The sequence below is a fragment of the Altererythrobacter ishigakiensis genome (assembly GCF_001663155.1).
Taxonomy (GTDB): domain Bacteria; phylum Pseudomonadota; class Alphaproteobacteria; order Sphingomonadales; family Sphingomonadaceae; genus Erythrobacter; species Erythrobacter ishigakiensis.
Genome location: NZ_CP015963.1, coordinates 1,950,770 through 1,966,075, shown reverse-complemented (window position 1 = coordinate 1,966,075; position 15,306 = coordinate 1,950,770). Strand labels below are relative to the sequence as shown.

Genomic DNA, 15,306 nt, shown 5'->3' with positions numbered 1-15,306 from the left:
GGAGAAATATTCACTCATTCGCGTTCGTAAATCATCAAGGAATTCACGCTAGAGCTGAGTCCTCAGTGAGGGTTTGCACGCGTGATCGAAATCGAAGTCCAGAATGAAACGCATCAAACGCAGTCGCGGCTGCGATTTGCTGCTGTGCCGCGCATTGGAGAAGGACTGCGCCTGCGCGAACCTGACGGCATGTGGGCGAGCTACGATGTGCTCGACGTGTGGTATCAAAAAGCCGAATATGGCGACGTCTGGATACCCTATTTGCATGTTTGCATGACTCAAGGCGAAATGTCTGAACCGGACAAGGGATCTCGAGTCAAAAGTGCGTATGATGCCAATCGGGAGTTCGCGCCATTCAAAATCTGATCAAACGAGCAACTGGCCCCAACAAAGGCAATCAGGGCTCCCAGTTTGAAGGGAAGACATTGGCTGAAAAGCTGGCCGATGCCCACAACGATGCAGATGCTTCAGCAGCGCGCGCTGAACCGGCATCAGAGGCCGAAGTTGATACTGATGCTATTGTACGCGCCGCAAAGGCGATGCGCGATGTCAACGAAACTCGCGCTGCTCGTGATCGAACCTGCCTGATCGTGGATGACAGTCGTGTGATCCGAAAGGTTGCTGCTAAAATCGCGCACAGCCTCGGGTACCGCGTTTTAGAAGCCGAGGACGGCGCTGAGGCACTTGCTCGTTGCAAGCAAGCGATGCCAGATCTGGTGCTGACCGATTGGCAGATGCCAGTCATGAGTGGGCCTGAGTTCGTGAGTGAGCTTCGCAAACTTCCTGTGTCGCGAGCACCTACAGTAGTATTTTGTACTTCCAAGGGCGAAGCGACCGACATCCATGTGGGCATTGGTGCGGGGGCTGATGATTACATCGTGAAGCCGTTTGACGAAGCGGCACTTTCAGCGAAGCTTGAAAAGTTGGGAGTAGAGCGGGGTTGATCTCGCTTTTGTTAAAGCGCGATATATCCGAAGATTAGACTGACTGTAAGTGCAATCATGCTTGTGCCAAGGGCAATGGCTGCTTGCCGCGCAGCTGATCTTCCATAAACGATTGTTACGCCCAATTTGACCCCCATGTTGGTAAGGATCGTTCCTGCTATCGCCAATGCTGCGAGCTCGTTTGCGATGGTTCCGGGCTCTAATCCCCCAGCCGTCACAATCGACGCATCGACATCCATGCTGCCCATTAGGAACAGCAATATCGCGATGCCTTGCTCACCAAAGCTATCTTGTGCCCATCGGGCGGCAACTGCTGCAACGGCGACGAAGGCGACAAACGTTATCGCAGGCAGAATAGCGATCGGATTACCCGGAGGCGCTGGGCCGCTGCTGTGTTCTGACTTCTGATAGAGCCAATAGCTGACGCCAAAACCGACCAGTAGAGCGGGTAGAACGACTTTGACAAATGCAGGGAGCAAAGGTGTCGCAATCAGCCCCACAAGCACAATCACGCGCAAGTACATGACCGCCGTGGCCAGTGCGATACCTGCGTTCTCCGCTCCGCCTCCCTGACCCGAACCTAGCCGTTGAGAGAAGCTTTGAGTGACTGCAGTTGAGCTGTAAGCTCCTCCGATGATCGCGGTCGCAATAGTGCCGCGTTTTGCGCCAAAAATGCGGTTAGCGACATAGCCGATGAAAGAAAAACCTGTGACGATCACCACCACGAACCACAAGGTCTGCGGTTCCCAAGCCTCATAAGGTCCGAAGCGCCCCTCGGGCAGGAATGGAAAAACTGCCAGCGCAATCACAGCATACCTTGCGAATGCCTTGACATCCTCTTCATCCAGCGCGCCGATCAAGCTGTGCAGCTCTGCTCTCAACGCGAGGATCAGAGTGACAACCGCCCCCCCGGCAACCGCAAGCGCGGGTTCACCACTACCGCCTAGAAAACCAAGCGCGAGCGTGACGATCGCTGCTACTGGGGAAGTGGCATCGACCAAACCCTCTGTCTTCATGGTCTGCCAATAGCCAAGACCAGTGACAAAAGCGGCGCCGATCACGATCGCGCTGGCTGTCAGCTGGTTGCCGGAGGCTCCGAGAAAGCCAGCAAGACCTGCAACAAAACCCAGCAGGCTGAAAGTCCGCACGCCAGCAACCCGCATACCCTCCTGCGCGCCCCGCAGCTGCCAACCGCGTTCGACCCCGATCAGTAGGCCCACCGCCAGTGCGGAAACAAGCTGCAGGAGAAGTTCGGTGGAGGGCATCGCTCGACTATCTCACAAGTTTGTGTTTATCGCACCCAATCAAGCCCGATCTCTTCGAAGATTTCCTTGTCCTCGTCCCATTTCTCGCTGACTTTCACATGCAGGAACAGGTGGACTTTCACACCCAGTATTTCGCTCAACTCCTTGCGCGCGGCTTCGCCGATCGCCTTGATGCGCGAACCGCCTTTGCCGAGCACTATTGGACGTTGGCTCTCGCGACCGACCACGATCTGTTGATGAATCTCGACGCTGCCGTCTGGCCGGGTCTGGTAGCTCTCTGGTCTCACGGCGGAGTCGTAAGGCAGTTCTTCATGCAACTGGCGGTACAATTGCTCTCGTGTCACTTCGGCAGCCAGTAAGCGTTCGCTTGCGTCCGAGACTTGATCCTCGGGATAGTGCCAGGGCCCTTCAGGCATCAATTTCGCCAACGCCGTTTCCATCTCCGGTACGCCATCGCCGGTTAGCGCTGACACGAAGAACACCTCGGAAAATTTGATCCGCCCAGACAATTCCTGAGCGAGAACCAGCAGCTCCTCTTTCTTCGCTGCATCTACCTTGTTGATGACGAGAATTTTGCGTTCAGGGCGCTTCTCAAGCGCTTCGATCAATGGTTCGAGTTCATGCCGTCGCTGCTTTATGGGATCAACCAACAAGAGAACTGCGTCTGCTGCTTCTGCACCTTCCCAAGCTGCGGTCACCATTGCGCGGTCCAGCTTGCGGCGAGGCGCAAAGATGCCCGGCGTATCCACCAGGATGATCTGCACGTCATCCTGCAAAGCAATGCCAAGCATGCGCGCTCGGGTGGTCTGCGCCTTGGGGCTGGTAATGGCTACCTTTTGCCCCACCAGTTGATTCACCAGTGTGCTCTTGCCGGCATTTGGTGCACCGATCACGGCAACAACACCGCAATGCTGGCTGCTGTTCTCATTCATGCAAACTGCTCCATAAAGGTGGCGGCGGCGCGCCGTTCTGCCTCTTGCTTACTGTTAGCGGTGGCCTCTGCTTCACCGACGTTCTTGACGCTGACACGGACAGTGAAGCGTGCAGCGTGGTCAGGTCCTTCGCGGCTCACGAGTACATACTCTGGCGGTTTGCGGCGGTTGCCCGCGGCCCATTCCTGCAGTGCGCTCTTCGGGTGTTTCGCCTTGCCTGCACCGCCTTTGAATTGTCCCTCCCACAACCTTCTAACCAGATCACGTGTTGCCGGAAAACCGTGGTCGAGGAAGTGTGCTCCAATCAACGATTCCATCACATCGCCAAGGATATTGGTGCTTTCACGAGCGCCATCGTCGCGTGCCTGCTTGCCCATCAAGATACGGTCACCAAGTTCGATCTGTTTCGCGACGCGCGCGCAAGTCTGGCGACTGACGAGAGCGTTTAGGCGTTGCGAGAGGCGACCTTCGGCAGAGGCGCTTTCCTCAAACAGCCACTCAGCGATCGCCAGACCAAGCACACGGTCGCCAAGAAATTCCAACCGTTCGTAGTCGGCGCCGTCTCCCATGCTTCCATGGGTTAGCGCTTCCAACCAGCGGGCGTCAGTTACCGGCTCTATGCCCAGAGATGCCAGCCAATCGCGTGTTTCGGACCCCAAACCGCTCATAGCCCGTCTCCGATCCGGTTCCAACGGGCTGCGGAGAACCAGGTCCAGGGCTTGATCCATTCAGCGCGTCCATCGGTTGACCACATGATAAAACTGGCACGGCCGACAAGCTTTTCTTGCGGCACAAGCCCAACACCCTTCTCCGGCGCTGCAGGAAAGCGGCTATCATAAGAGGAATCACGATTGTCGCCGAGAACAAAGATACGACCCTCTGGCACGATACGTGGCATGGTATCGTCTACGAAGCTGTCTTCCAGATCAATCACGTCGTAACTCTTGCCCGAAGGCAATGTCTCGCGGAAACGGGTATAGCGACACACCTCATGTCCGTCAGGGCCGATCTCGAGCGCATTCGGTCGCGAACACCCTGAATTTGGCGAGACCGGTATGATCACATCGTCCAAGCGGACTTGCGAGAGTTCGCGGCCATTCAAAACGACCTTGCCGCCACGCATCGTAACCGTGTCTCCAGGTAATCCGATCACTCGCTTGATGTAGTCTGTACCGTCGATCGGATGTTTGAAAATCACCACGTCCCCACGTTCAGGTCCGCTTGCAAAGATGCGCCCTGAAATCAGCGGCGCTTCGAACGGCAACGAATATTTGGAGATGCCGTATGGCCATTTCGCAGCAAGCAGATAGTCGCCGTTCCAGAGCCGTGGTTGCATGCTTTGTGAGGGAATCGAGAACGGGGAAAAAACGAAGCTGCGGAAGATCAATACGATCAAAGCAAGCTTGAGCACGAACAGTAGGAAGCTGCTCCAGCTTTCGCCGTCGCCTTCCGCATCCTGTACGGGTGCATTCGTATCTATGGTCTTCCCATCCATTGTTCACGTCCCTAATCGCGAAGGCACAAGTTGTGAAAGGTTTTCGTGATGTCCGACCCCATCTCAAACACTTGGGAAGCTTTGAATTCGTTGCCGCAGCGATCTCTTGCGGAGCTCTTCGCGCGAGAGGGTGACCGCGTAAAAGCCTTGTCTGGGCGGATCGAATGGGGCGTGGAAGAGGGTAATTCGGGCATTCTGTTCGATTGGTCGAAAACGCATCTGGACGACGATCTGATCACCCGGTTTGAGGCATTGGCCGAAGCCTGCGACTTTGCTGAGGCCCGTGCAAGGCTGCTTGGCGGCGAAGTGGTAAATGTGACCGAGGGCCGCGCAGCTACGCACAGTGCGATGCGCGGTGTAGGTGATGATGCGGATGTTGAGGAGGGCGAGGCGCTGCTTGCTCGTATGGGGATGTTGGTCGAAGCGATCCATCAGGGCGTTTTTGGAGAAGTTAATCACCTAATCCACATCGGGATCGGGGGCAGCGCCTTAGGCCCGGCATTAGCGGTGGATGCACTTACGCGAGACCTTAGCTTGGTCGACGTGCATGTCGTTTCAAATATTGACGGCGTAGCGTTGGAGGCAGCGTTTGAGGCGTGTGACCCAGCGACGACCATGATCGCTGTCGCATCCAAAACCTTCACCACAATCGAGACAATGACCAATGCAGCCTCTGCCCTTAAATGGCTCAGCGATAATGGCGTTTCAGACCCCTCGGGCCGCGTGGTCGCGCTAACCGCATCGCCTGAAAAGGCCGTTGAGTGGGGCGTTGACGAAACACGCGTGCTGCCATTCCCTGAAAGTGTGGGCGGACGTTATTCGCTGTGGTCATCAATCGGCTTTCCGGTCGCGCTGGCGGTGGGAATGGAAGATTTCACTGCGATGCTGGCCGGCGCGCAAGCAGTCGACGTGCACTTTCGCGAAACCGACGGCGCGAACAATCTGTGCCTGCGTGCCGCCTTTGCCGACCAGTACTATACACGGCTGCGTGGCTGCCAGACGCGCGCGTGCTTCGCTTATGACGAGCGTTTGAGCCTGCTGCCTGATTATCTTCAGCAATTGGAGATGGAGAGCAATGGCAAGCGCGTGAAGGCTGATGGCTCGCCCGTAGACGGGCCAACTGCGCCGATTACATGGGGCGGGGTCGGAACCGATGCACAGCACGCTGTTTTCCAGCTGTTGCACCAGGGCACACATCTGGTGCCGGTGGACTTTATTGCCAGCATTGCGCCCGGCGACGCGCTCGATCCCGCGCATCACGCGATCCTGCTGACCAATTGCTTTGCGCAAGGTGCAGCACTGATGGCGGGGGGCAATATGGCAGCTGACGGGAAAGACTCTGCGCGCGCATTCCCGGGTGATCGCCCCAGCGCAACCATGTTGTGCGACGATCTCGACGCGGCGACATTGGGCGCGCTCATCGCATTTCACGAGCACCGTACATTCGCCAATGCTGTGCTGATGCAGATTAACCCGTTTGACCAATTTGGCGTTGAGCTGGGCAAAAAAATGGCGAAGGACATCGAAACCGGCGGTGGCGAATTCGATGCGAGCACGAAATTGCTGCTCAAGAAGGCAGGGTTGGCGGATTGAACGGTTGCGCGTAGGCATAGTCTATGACCTTCCCAATCATCTTCGCTGTTCTATGGGCCATCATCCTCGCAGGCGGAGGAGGACTGCTTACCACAATCGATGCGTGGTACTATGAGCTCAAGAAGCCGACTTGGCAGCCGCCCGATTGGTTGTTCGGCCCCGCGTGGACAGTGATCCTGGGTCTTGCAGCTTACGCGTTCTGGTTGAGCTGGGATGCAGCGGCGGCGTTGGGCGAGACTACGTTCCTGATCGCGCTCTATGTGATCAACGGCCTTTTTCACTTTGCATGGTCGCCGCTGTTTTTCTCAGCCAAACGCCCCGACTGGGCTCTCGTGGAAGTGCCGTTCCTTTGGGTCAGTGTTCTCGCGCTAGCGATATGCCTGCGAGATTATTCCGCAACTGCAAGCTGGCTGATCGCGCCATACCTTGCATGGGTCAGCTTCGCCGCGTGCCTCAATTGGAAGATTGTGCAGCTCAACAAGCCCTTCGGCCGCTGAACTGCACCTTTTTACATACCTTCGATTTCTTCGCTTTGGTCGAAGATATCCTCGACCGTGCGTCCGAAGACATGCGCGATACGGAAAGCTAGGGGGAGGGAGGGATCAAACTTTCCGTTCTCGACTGCATTGATGGAGTTTCGGGATACGCCGACCAGCTCTGCCAGTTCGGCCTGGCTTAAGCGCCTCTCGGCTCTCAGTACGCGGATGGTGTTTTTCATAGCAATAGCTCGCGCTGCGCTTAACGTTTGTTCCAAAGCCACAGCCGCGTGAGCATGGACTTTGATGCCAGAAGCAAGACCAAGCCCGAGAGTAATCCGCTGATGAATATCAGAACGACCCCAGACATCGGCCCGTTCTCATTCCTTGCCCCTGCCACTGGCCCGAAAATGGCGTCGATGCCGTTATGGACAGGGCCGAAGAAGCAAAGCAATAGCATGAAGACGATCACGACGGTTATGCTCCAGCGCGAACCGAAGTTGACAGCCGCGAGTTCGACCTCGTCCAAATTTGTATTCTCCCGCCGAACACCGATTACCGTGATCAAAGCGGTCAGGATGATCAGGATACCGGCAGTTACGATGGGCGGCAGATCAGGGCGATTGATCAGTACTGCCCCAAAGGCGAGAAGTGAGGCGACAAGCGCGATGTCCTTCGCCGGCTTAGAGACCATGAGTTTGGTCAACATATTTTCATTCCACAATTTACCTGCCCCGCTATGACAAGTAAACTTGTCTAAAAGATAAGCAAGCCCTATTTTTTGCATAGTGAAATTTGCATTCATGTGCTGCACTGCAGCGAATTCCTTTGACATTCGGATGTGGCAAGCCCACATGCGTATCCAGCGAGGCGCCAGAGCCAGCGTGAAGCAGCGGAACTATTGAAAACATCCGCTACGGCCGCGCCTCGGTTATCCCCCAAGGACTTCCCTTTTCACGCGGGTCGTTAGGAGGGTCCCATGAAAGTAGTACTTTCATGGGTGCCCAGTCACCCGCGAACGTGCGCGCCCGCTGTGGCTGCGCGCGAACGCAAATATTGCGAGTTACACATATGAAATTTGATCAACTCGGGCTTTCGCAGCCCGTTCTCCAGGCCCTCGATATGAAGGGCTATGACACGCCGACACCGATCCAGGAACAGGCCATCCCGCCGGTGCTGGAAGGGCGAGACCTTTTAGGTATCGCGCAAACCGGCACCGGCAAGACTGCCGCCTTCATGTTGCCGAGCATTGATCGCCTGCGCGAGGCGGACAACCGTATCCCGTTCAAGAGCTGCCGCATGCTAGTACTTGCGCCGACGCGAGAGTTGGCGGGACAGATCGCTCAAAGCGCCAAGGATTACGGCGCGATGGCGGGCCTCAAGGTGCAAAGCATAGTCGGCGGCACATCGGTCAACAAGGACCGTAATAAGCTGCATCGTGGCTGCGACATCTTGGTCGCAACTCCCGGCCGTTTGCTGGACTTGATCGATCAAAAGGCGTTCAATCTATCCGGTGTTGAGGTTCTGGTGCTCGACGAAGCAGACCAGATGCTGGACCTCGGCTTTATCCATGCGCTGCGCCGCATTCACCAGCTCGCGCCGGCCGAGCGGCAGACGCTGTTTTTCAGCGCAACCATGCCCAAGGCAATCAAGGAACTGGTCGGCCAGTACTGCAACAATCCTGTGCAAGTCTCGGTCACGCCTGCTGCGACAACGGCTGAGCGGATCGACCAGTATCTTTTCATGGTACAGCAGGATGAGAAGCAGACCTTGCTTGAAATGATGCTGCAAGGACGTCACCCGGTTCCGGGCAAATTCGAGCGCGTTCTGATCTTTACCCGCACCAAACACGGCGCGGACCGCGTAGTGAAGAAGCTGCGCCAATGCGGCATCGAATCGAATGCTATTCACGGCAACAAGAGCCAGCCTCAGCGCCAGCGTGCGCTGGACGAATTCAAGCGCGCGAAGACACCCATTCTGATTGCTACCGATGTTGCAGCGCGCGGGATCGATATCCCCGGCGTTAGTCACGTCATCAATTACGAGTTGCCCAATGTCCCCGAGCAATATGTCCACCGGATTGGACGCACCGCCCGCGCGGGGAAGGACGGGATCGCGATTGCATTCTGCGCTGAGGATGAGCGCGATTACCTGAAGGATATTCGCAAGAGGACTGACGCGGAATTCGAGCGCTTGCCATTGCCGGAGAACTTCCGCGCAGTGGTCGAAGGCGTTGGCCCAACCAAGCGTGCTGCGCCCGGCCAACGCACTCGCGTGAAGCCCAAACCCAAAGGTGGTGCGCTTCCCCAAGGCGATGGAGATCAGCAAAAGAAGCCGAAGCAAAAGCATCCATCGCGCAAGGGTAAGCCCAATCGGCCGGGCGGTTTTCGCGGAAAGCCCGGCGGCAAACCGGGCGGCGGCAGAAATCGGAATCGTAACCAAAGGCGCACTTCACGCTAATTCGTATGTGATTGGGCGGGGTGGTTGGCATTCCCACATTCGGTTGCCATAAGCCGCTCTCACTTGAAGGAATGCACGCATGGCTGATTACGACTATGACCTATTCACGATTGGCGCTGGTTCAGGTGGTGTGCGAGCGAGCCGCAGAGCAGCGGGATACGGCGCCAAGGTTGCCGTGGCCGAGGAATACCGCGTCGGTGGAACCTGCGTCATTCGTGGATGCGTGCCGAAGAAGATGCTCGTCTACGGCGCGCATTTTGCCGAAGATCTGGAAGACGCCAAGCGTTTCGGCTGGGACATTGAAGGCAAAAGCTTTGACTGGAAGCGGCTGCGCGATATCGTTCAGGACGATGTGACTCGCTTGAACGGTCTCTACACCGAAACACTCGACAACCACGGCGTTGAGGTCATCACCGAACGCGCTGAGATAACAGGCCCGCACGAGATCACATTGGCGAGCGGGAAGGTCGTTACAGCCAAGCACATCCTGATCGCTGTTGGTGCTCGGCCTCATGTGCCGGAGTTTCCGGGCAGCGATCTGGCAATTACCTCTAACGAAGCATTCCATTTGGACGAGGTGCCGAAGCGCATTCTGATTGCTGGTGGCGGCTACATCGCCAATGAATTTGCCGGGATATTCAACGAATTCGGCAGCAAGGTTTGCATCGTGAACCGTTCGGACCAGATTCTGCGCGGATATGACGAAGCACTGCGAGATCGACTTATCCAGATCAGCCTGATGAAGGGGATCCAGTTCCACTTCAACACAACGTTCAAGTCCATCACAAAGAATGAAGACGGATCGCTGCATGTCGAACTTGAAGGTTCTGACGATCTGGACGTCGATGTGGTGATGTTCGCGACGGGGCGCGTGCCCAATGTAGAGGGACTTGGGCTTGAAACAGTCGGCGTGGAACTGGGCGATCGTGGAGAGATCAAGGTCGACGAGTATTCGCGTACCAATGTCGATTACATCTATGCAGTGGGAGATGTAACGGATCGTGTACAGCTAACTCCGGTAGCGATCCGTGAAGGTCACGCCTTTGCTGACACCGTTTTTGGCGAAAAGCCGACGACCGTTGATCATTCGTGCGTCGCCAGCGCGGTATTCAGCCATCCACCGATCGCAGCAGTCGGCATGACGGAAGGCGAAGCGCGCAACAAGCTGGGCAGTGTGAAAGTCTATCAATCGGACTTCAGGCCAATGAAAAATGTCATTGCCGGACGAAGCGAGCGCAGTCTTTACAAGATGGTCGTCGATGCAGCGAACGACAAAGTCGTTGGTATCCACATGATCGGCCCCGAAGCGGCAGAGATCATGCAGGCCGCGGCCGTTGCTGTGAAGGCAGGGCTGACCAAAGCTGATTTTGACGCTACGGTTGCGATTCACCCCACGATGGCTGAAGAATTAGTGCTGCTGAAATAGGCGATCAACGCAATCGGGTCGGTGAAAGGTGCTCGGGTCTGATCCCAGAGGAATGCAGCTCCATCGGCCAATCCAGTTTGCTCACAAGCGCATTTGCTGCAAGCGCCATTGCAGGCGAGGTTTGCAGGCCAAATCCGCCTTGGCCTGCCAGCCAGAAGAATCCTTTTGCTTCCGGATCGAAACCGACAACCGGTTCACGGTCAGGTGCAAAGCTGCGCAGACCGGCCCATTTGCTGGCGATGCGCCGGATTTTGAGTGTGGTGGCTTCTTCTACGCGCCAGGCGGCCAACGCAACGTCCTCCTCCTCGGGCTGAGCATCACAAGGTTTGCTCGGGTGTTCATCCATTGGGCATGCGAGTAATCGACCGCGGCCTTCTGGCTCAATGTAGAAACCGGGGCCGACAGTCTTGGTGAAGGGCCAGGGTGAAACATCGATACCGTCAGGCGCATCGAACGTAATGACAGTGCGTCGCAGCGGCTGAATGCCGATGGGGTCAACCCCTGCCAGTTTTGCGACATGGTCTGCCCACGCACCTGCGGCGTTGACTATCATCTTGGCAGAGTAGCTTTGGCCGGGTGTATCCACGATCCAGCGTTCAGAATTGCGACGTATCGCTGTGACACGTGCATTAACGGTCAGTTCGCTGCCCGAGATACGCAGAGCCTTGCGGTGCCCCTCGAGCATCGCGTGGGCGTCCAGTTTGCGCCCATCGGGATCAAGCAGTGCAGCGGCGATAGCCTCCTGCTTCATAGCCGGAACCAGCTCGCTGGTTTGAACAGGCCCAAGCCGTTTGATCCCGGGGACCCATTGTCGATAGTTCTGGTAAAGCTGGTCGAGTTTCTCCAGCTGTCCCTCCAGTGCCACGAAGAGGGCTGGATGCGGTCTTGCACCGGGCTCTTGCAGCAAAGGCATGCTTACCGCCGTGAGTGCACGAACAATTGGCGAGTCCATGTCGAAGTGAGCAAAGGCCGCGCTACGGCCTGAGGCGTGCATGCCAATTGCTTCTTCCGTTTCACAAACGATTACGCTGTTATGCTCGGCGATCCGTGCCGCCGCGGATAGTCCGGCGATACCCGCGCCGATCACAAGGCAGTCGATCTGTTTCATCTTTGAGAGTTTATCTGCGTTGTCATTTGAATCCCAGAGACATATCCTTCGTGCCGAGGGAGATTGGCAATGACAGGCACCGTACTTGTAACAGGCGGCACAGGCTATATCGGCGGCGAAGTAATCGATCAGCTCTTGGCGAAGGGTTACTCGGTTCATACGACCGTCAGGAACACTGCGAAGAGCGAACCCCGCTTGCGTGAACGCTGGCCGGACGCAGGTGATCGGCTGAAGATCTTTCAAGCTGATCTGATGAGCGATGAAGGCTGGGCAAAGGCCAACGAAGGTTGCAATGCAGTGGCGCACGTAGCTTCACCATTCCCGCTCGCTGTGCCGAAGAACAAGGACGAGTTGGTTATTCCGGCCCGCGAAGGAACTCTGCGTGCGCTGAGATTTGCGAAGGACGCCGGTGTCGAGCGCTTCGTGCAGACGAGCTCAGCGGCAGCCATCGCTTACGGACAGCGTCATAAGAACAATTTCGATCACACCGATTGGACCAATATCGAAGCGGGCGTACCGCCCTACATCGAGTCCAAAACAGTGGCAGAACGTGCCGCGCGTGACTGGGTGGCAGAAAACGCGCCTGAAATGGTCTTTTGCTCGGTCAACCCGGTCGCTGTCTTTGGTCCGGTCGTGAACGATGATCTTTCGACCAGCATCGAGATGGTGAAGCAGATGTGCGATGGCTCCATTCCGGCGATCCCCAACATGGGCATTTCCGTCTGCGATGTGCGCGACGTTGCGGAAGCGCATGTGCGGGCGATCGAGGCACCCGCTGATAAGGTGCGCGGGGAACGTTTCCCGACTGCGACGCGATTCATGTGGATGACCGAAATGGGCGACGCGATCCGTACTCGCGCTCCTGAATTCGCCGCTAAAGTGCCGACCCGCAAGATGCCCGATTGGGTGGTCAAGCTGTTGGCAATGTTCGTGCCAACAATGAAACAAGTGAAGAGCGAATTGGGCAACGTCCGGGAAGTTTCCGGTACTCACACTGAAGAAGTATTGGGCTTCAAGTTTATCGATCCAGAGCAATCGCTTGAGGATACGCTTCGGAGCCTTGTGGATCATGGAATTGTGAAAGTCTGAGCGATGGATTTGAAAGACAAGGCGGTACTGCTGACCGGAGGTAGCGCGGGCATTGGGCGCGAGTTGGCGCATCTGCTGAAAGAGAAGGGCGCGCGGGTCACGCTTACCGGCCGCAACAAAGAGCGGTTGGCAGAGATGCAGGAAGAGGGCTTCGAAGTGATCGAAGCCGACCTGTCTAACGCGAAAGGTGTCGATGCGCTGATTGCGGATATTGGCGAGCGCGAATTTGACGTCCTGATCAACAATGCTGGCCAGCTGGTTGATCATGATTTTCGCAAGGAGCTGCCTGATCCCAACGCGACCGATGATTGCATTTATGCAAATCTCAGCGCCCCGATCCGGCTGATAACCGCGCTTGTCCCGATGCTGGGCCGCCAGCCTGAGGCATCCATAGTCAACGTCACCAGCGGTCTCGCTATCGCGCCCGCCGCTCGTCAGCCGGTCTATTGTGCGACCAAGTCTGGCCTGCGTGCCTATTCGCTGACGCTGCGCGAACAGTTGAAGGACACAAATATCCACGTGATAGAAGCGCTCCCGCCCGTCGTAGACACGCAGATGAATGCGGACAATCCGATGTCGAAGATGCCCGCGGCCGAATGCGCGGCGCAAATTCTTGATGCAATTGAGACCAATCGCGCGGAAGCGAACATTGGCATGACGAAGCTGCTCAAGCTTGCAGAATCTATCTCTCCAGCGCTCGCGCGAAGCATTATACTGCGTTTTTGACCAGTTTGCGCTTGGCGCAAAGCCTCGCTAGGCGCATTGCATTGACTGGAAACCAAATTCAGGGGGACTGATGTCCGCAAATATCGCTGAAATGGAACGCCGCCGTGCAGCTGCCAAGCTGGGCGGGGGACAAAAGCGCATTGATGCGCAGCATGCCAAGGGCAAGCTGACCGCACGCGAACGGCTGGACGTCTTGCTGGATGAAGGCTCGTTTGAAGAGCTAGATGCCTATGTCGAGCATGATTGCGTGGATTTCGGCATGCAGGATCAGAAGATCCCGGGCGATGGCGTGGTCACCGGCTCCGGCACAATCAACGGGCGGCTGGTCTATGTGTTCAGTCAGGACTTCACGGTTTTTGGCGGCAGTCTGTCAAAACGCCATGCCGAGAAAATCTGCAAGGTCATGGAAAGTGCCATGAAATACGGCGCGCCTGTGATCGGCCTGAACGACAGCGGGGGGGCACGCATTCAGGAAGGCGTGGCGTCACTCGGCGGATATGCTGATGTGTTCCAGCGCAATGTGCTGGCGAGTGGCGTAGTGCCGCAGATCAGCCTGATCATGGGGCCGTGCGCGGGCGGTGCAGTCTATTCACCGGCGATGACGGACTTCATCTTCATGGTGAAAGACAGCAGCTACATGTTCGTGACGGGCCCGGACGTGGTCAAAACCGTCACCAATGAAGTCGTGACACAGGAAGAATTGGGCGGGGCAGTAACGCACACGACCAAGACTTCGGTCGCAGATATCGCTTTCGAGAACGACATCGAAGCGCTGATGGCGACGAGAAACTTCTTCGACTACCTGCCGCTTTCAAACCGCGAGGAGGTTCCAGAGCGGCCGACCAGCGATCCGTTCGATCGCGAAGAGACGTCGCTCGACACGCTGATTCCCGACAATCCCAACCAACCTTATGATATGCACGAAGTCATTCGTAAGGTGCTGGACGAAGGCGACTTCTTTGAGGTTCAGCCAGCGCATGCGGCCAACATCATCTGCGGCTTTGGTCGGGTCGAAGGACGAACCGTGGGGGTGGTCGCGAACCAGCCGATGGTTCTGGCGGGCGTGCTCGACATCAATTCATCGAAGAAAGCTGCACGCTTTGTGCGTTTTTGTGATGCCTTCGAAATCCCGATTCTGACCTTTGTCGACGTGCCCGGCTTCCTTCCTGGCACCGCGCAAGAGCATAACGGGATCATCAAGCACGGGGCTAAGCTGCTGTTCGCCTATGCTGAGGCGACGGTGCCCAAGATCACCATTATCACTCGCAAGGCTTACGGCGGCGCCTATGACGTGATGGCGTCAAAGCACCTGCGCGGCGATCTGAATTACGCGTGGCCCACAGCGGAAATCGCGGTGATGGGCGCCAAGGGCGCGGTCGAGATCATCTTCCGCCAAGACCGCGACGATCCAGACAAGATCGCGGAGAAAACCAAGGAATATGAAGACCGGTTTGCCAACCCATTTGTGGCAGCGCAACGCGGATATATCGACGAAGTGATCTACCCGCACTCAACCCGCAAGCGCATCGCGCAGGGGCTTAGAAAGCTGCGCAACAAGGCTCTCGAAAACCCTTGGAAGAAACACGATAATATCCCGCTGTGAAGAATGGCGACGGTCGGTCGCATTTCAGGCCAGCAGGGGCAAGGAATTGATAACAATACAGGAATACCGTCTCTCCTCGAAATGAGGAGGGAAATTTGCAGGCAGAACTCCAGATAGGTTTCTTCCTAATTCTAGCGGTGATTTATTCGATTTTCTGGCTCTTGGATGATCTGGAAGGAAACACTCTCG

At 56.6% G+C, this 15,306-nt stretch carries 16 protein-coding genes; 9 read left to right on the top strand and 7 right to left on the bottom strand.

Annotation, left to right across the window (positions count from 1 at the left end; genetic code table 11):
* The first annotated feature begins 81 nt into the window (after positions 1 to 81).
* Positions 82 to 366: a hypothetical protein gene (locus A6F69_RS09335; protein WP_245638225.1), complete on the top strand. Its 285-nt coding sequence runs from the start codon at positions 82 to 84 to the stop codon at positions 364 to 366.
* Positions 367 to 425: 59 nt separating this feature from the next.
* Positions 426 to 944: a response regulator gene (locus A6F69_RS09330; protein ID WP_342669852.1), complete on the top strand. Its 519-nt coding sequence runs from the start codon at positions 426 to 428 to the stop codon at positions 942 to 944.
* An 11-nt stretch (positions 945 to 955) separates the two neighbouring features.
* Here the strand turns inward: A6F69_RS09330 and A6F69_RS09325 are convergent, their stop codons facing one another.
* The 4 genes from A6F69_RS09325 to lepB are packed head-to-tail and all read right to left on the bottom strand — an operon-like array spanning position 956 to position 4,636.
* Positions 956 to 2,209 (bottom strand): MgtC/SapB family protein, encoded by a 1,254-nt coding sequence (locus A6F69_RS09325; RefSeq protein WP_067600311.1) that lies wholly within the window; start codon positions 2,207 to 2,209, stop codon positions 956 to 958.
* A 26-nt stretch (positions 2,210 to 2,235) separates the two neighbouring features.
* Positions 2,236 to 3,141, bottom strand: a complete 906-nt coding sequence (gene era / locus A6F69_RS09320) for a GTPase Era (RefSeq protein ID WP_067600308.1) — start codon at positions 3,139 to 3,141, stop codon at positions 2,236 to 2,238.
* Positions 3,138 to 3,809, bottom strand: coding sequence for a ribonuclease III (gene rnc, locus A6F69_RS09315; RefSeq protein WP_083984753.1), 672 nt, complete (start codon positions 3,807 to 3,809; stop codon positions 3,138 to 3,140). Before rnc ends, era begins: the two co-directional genes overlap by 4 nt.
* Positions 3,806 to 4,636, bottom strand: coding sequence for a signal peptidase I (gene lepB, locus A6F69_RS09310; RefSeq protein ID WP_067600303.1), 831 nt, complete (start codon positions 4,634 to 4,636; stop codon positions 3,806 to 3,808). The genes rnc and lepB overlap by 4 nt, the downstream gene beginning before the upstream one ends.
* Before the next feature lie 48 nt (positions 4,637 to 4,684).
* Here lepB and pgi point away from each other — a divergent pair, with 48 nt between their 5' ends.
* On the top strand, positions 4,685 to 6,229 hold the full coding sequence (pgi, locus tag A6F69_RS09305) for a glucose-6-phosphate isomerase (protein WP_067600300.1): 1,545 nt from the start codon (positions 4,685 to 4,687) through the stop codon (positions 6,227 to 6,229).
* Between the two features lie 23 nt (positions 6,230 to 6,252).
* Positions 6,253 to 6,726: a TspO/MBR family protein gene (locus A6F69_RS09300; protein WP_067600296.1), complete on the top strand. Its 474-nt coding sequence runs from the start codon at positions 6,253 to 6,255 to the stop codon at positions 6,724 to 6,726.
* 11 nt (positions 6,727 to 6,737) lie between these two features.
* Here the strand turns inward: A6F69_RS09300 and A6F69_RS09295 are convergent, their stop codons facing one another.
* Both A6F69_RS09295 and A6F69_RS09290 read right to left on the bottom strand, forming a co-directional pair.
* Entirely contained in the window at positions 6,738 to 6,947 is a 210-nt protein-coding gene (locus A6F69_RS09295) for a helix-turn-helix transcriptional regulator (RefSeq protein WP_067600294.1), read from the bottom strand.
* Positions 6,948 to 6,967: 20 nt separating this feature from the next.
* Positions 6,968 to 7,414 carry a hypothetical protein gene (locus tag A6F69_RS09290; protein WP_157092824.1) on the bottom strand — a complete coding sequence of 149 codons (447 nt, stop codon included), beginning with the start codon at positions 7,412 to 7,414 and terminating at the stop codon, positions 6,968 to 6,970.
* Between the two features lie 362 nt (positions 7,415 to 7,776).
* Here A6F69_RS09290 and A6F69_RS09285 point away from each other — a divergent pair, with 362 nt between their 5' ends.
* Both A6F69_RS09285 and gor read left to right on the top strand, forming a co-directional pair.
* Positions 7,777 to 9,165, top strand: coding sequence for a DEAD/DEAH box helicase (locus tag A6F69_RS09285; protein WP_067600288.1), 1,389 nt, complete (start codon positions 7,777 to 7,779; stop codon positions 9,163 to 9,165).
* Between the two features lie 79 nt (positions 9,166 to 9,244).
* Positions 9,245 to 10,591, top strand: a complete 1,347-nt coding sequence (gene gor / locus A6F69_RS09280; RefSeq protein WP_067600285.1) for a glutathione-disulfide reductase — start codon at positions 9,245 to 9,247, stop codon at positions 10,589 to 10,591.
* 4 nt (positions 10,592 to 10,595) lie between these two features.
* On the opposite strand, the gene A6F69_RS09275 is transcribed toward gor, so the two are convergent.
* The gene (locus A6F69_RS09275) at positions 10,596 to 11,699 is read right to left on the bottom strand and encodes an NAD(P)/FAD-dependent oxidoreductase (protein ID WP_067600282.1); all 1,104 of its coding nucleotides are present in this window, start codon (positions 11,697 to 11,699) and stop codon (positions 10,596 to 10,598) included.
* A gap of 69 nt (positions 11,700 to 11,768) precedes the next feature.
* Here A6F69_RS09275 and A6F69_RS09270 point away from each other — a divergent pair, with 69 nt between their 5' ends.
* The 3 genes from A6F69_RS09270 to A6F69_RS09260 all read left to right on the top strand — a co-directional run bounded on the left by A6F69_RS09270 (position 11,769) and on the right by A6F69_RS09260 (position 15,117).
* The gene (locus tag A6F69_RS09270) at positions 11,769 to 12,788 is read left to right on the top strand and encodes an NAD-dependent epimerase/dehydratase family protein (protein WP_067602875.1); all 1,020 of its coding nucleotides are present in this window, start codon (positions 11,769 to 11,771) and stop codon (positions 12,786 to 12,788) included.
* A gap of 3 nt (positions 12,789 to 12,791) precedes the next feature.
* Positions 12,792 to 13,514 carry an SDR family oxidoreductase gene (locus tag A6F69_RS09265; protein ID WP_067600279.1) on the top strand — a complete coding sequence of 241 codons (723 nt, stop codon included), beginning with the start codon at positions 12,792 to 12,794 and terminating at the stop codon, positions 13,512 to 13,514.
* A gap of 70 nt (positions 13,515 to 13,584) precedes the next feature.
* Positions 13,585 to 15,117, top strand: coding sequence for an acyl-CoA carboxylase subunit beta (locus tag A6F69_RS09260; RefSeq protein ID WP_067600276.1), 1,533 nt, complete (start codon positions 13,585 to 13,587; stop codon positions 15,115 to 15,117).
* Positions 15,118 to 15,306: the final 189 nt, after the last annotated feature.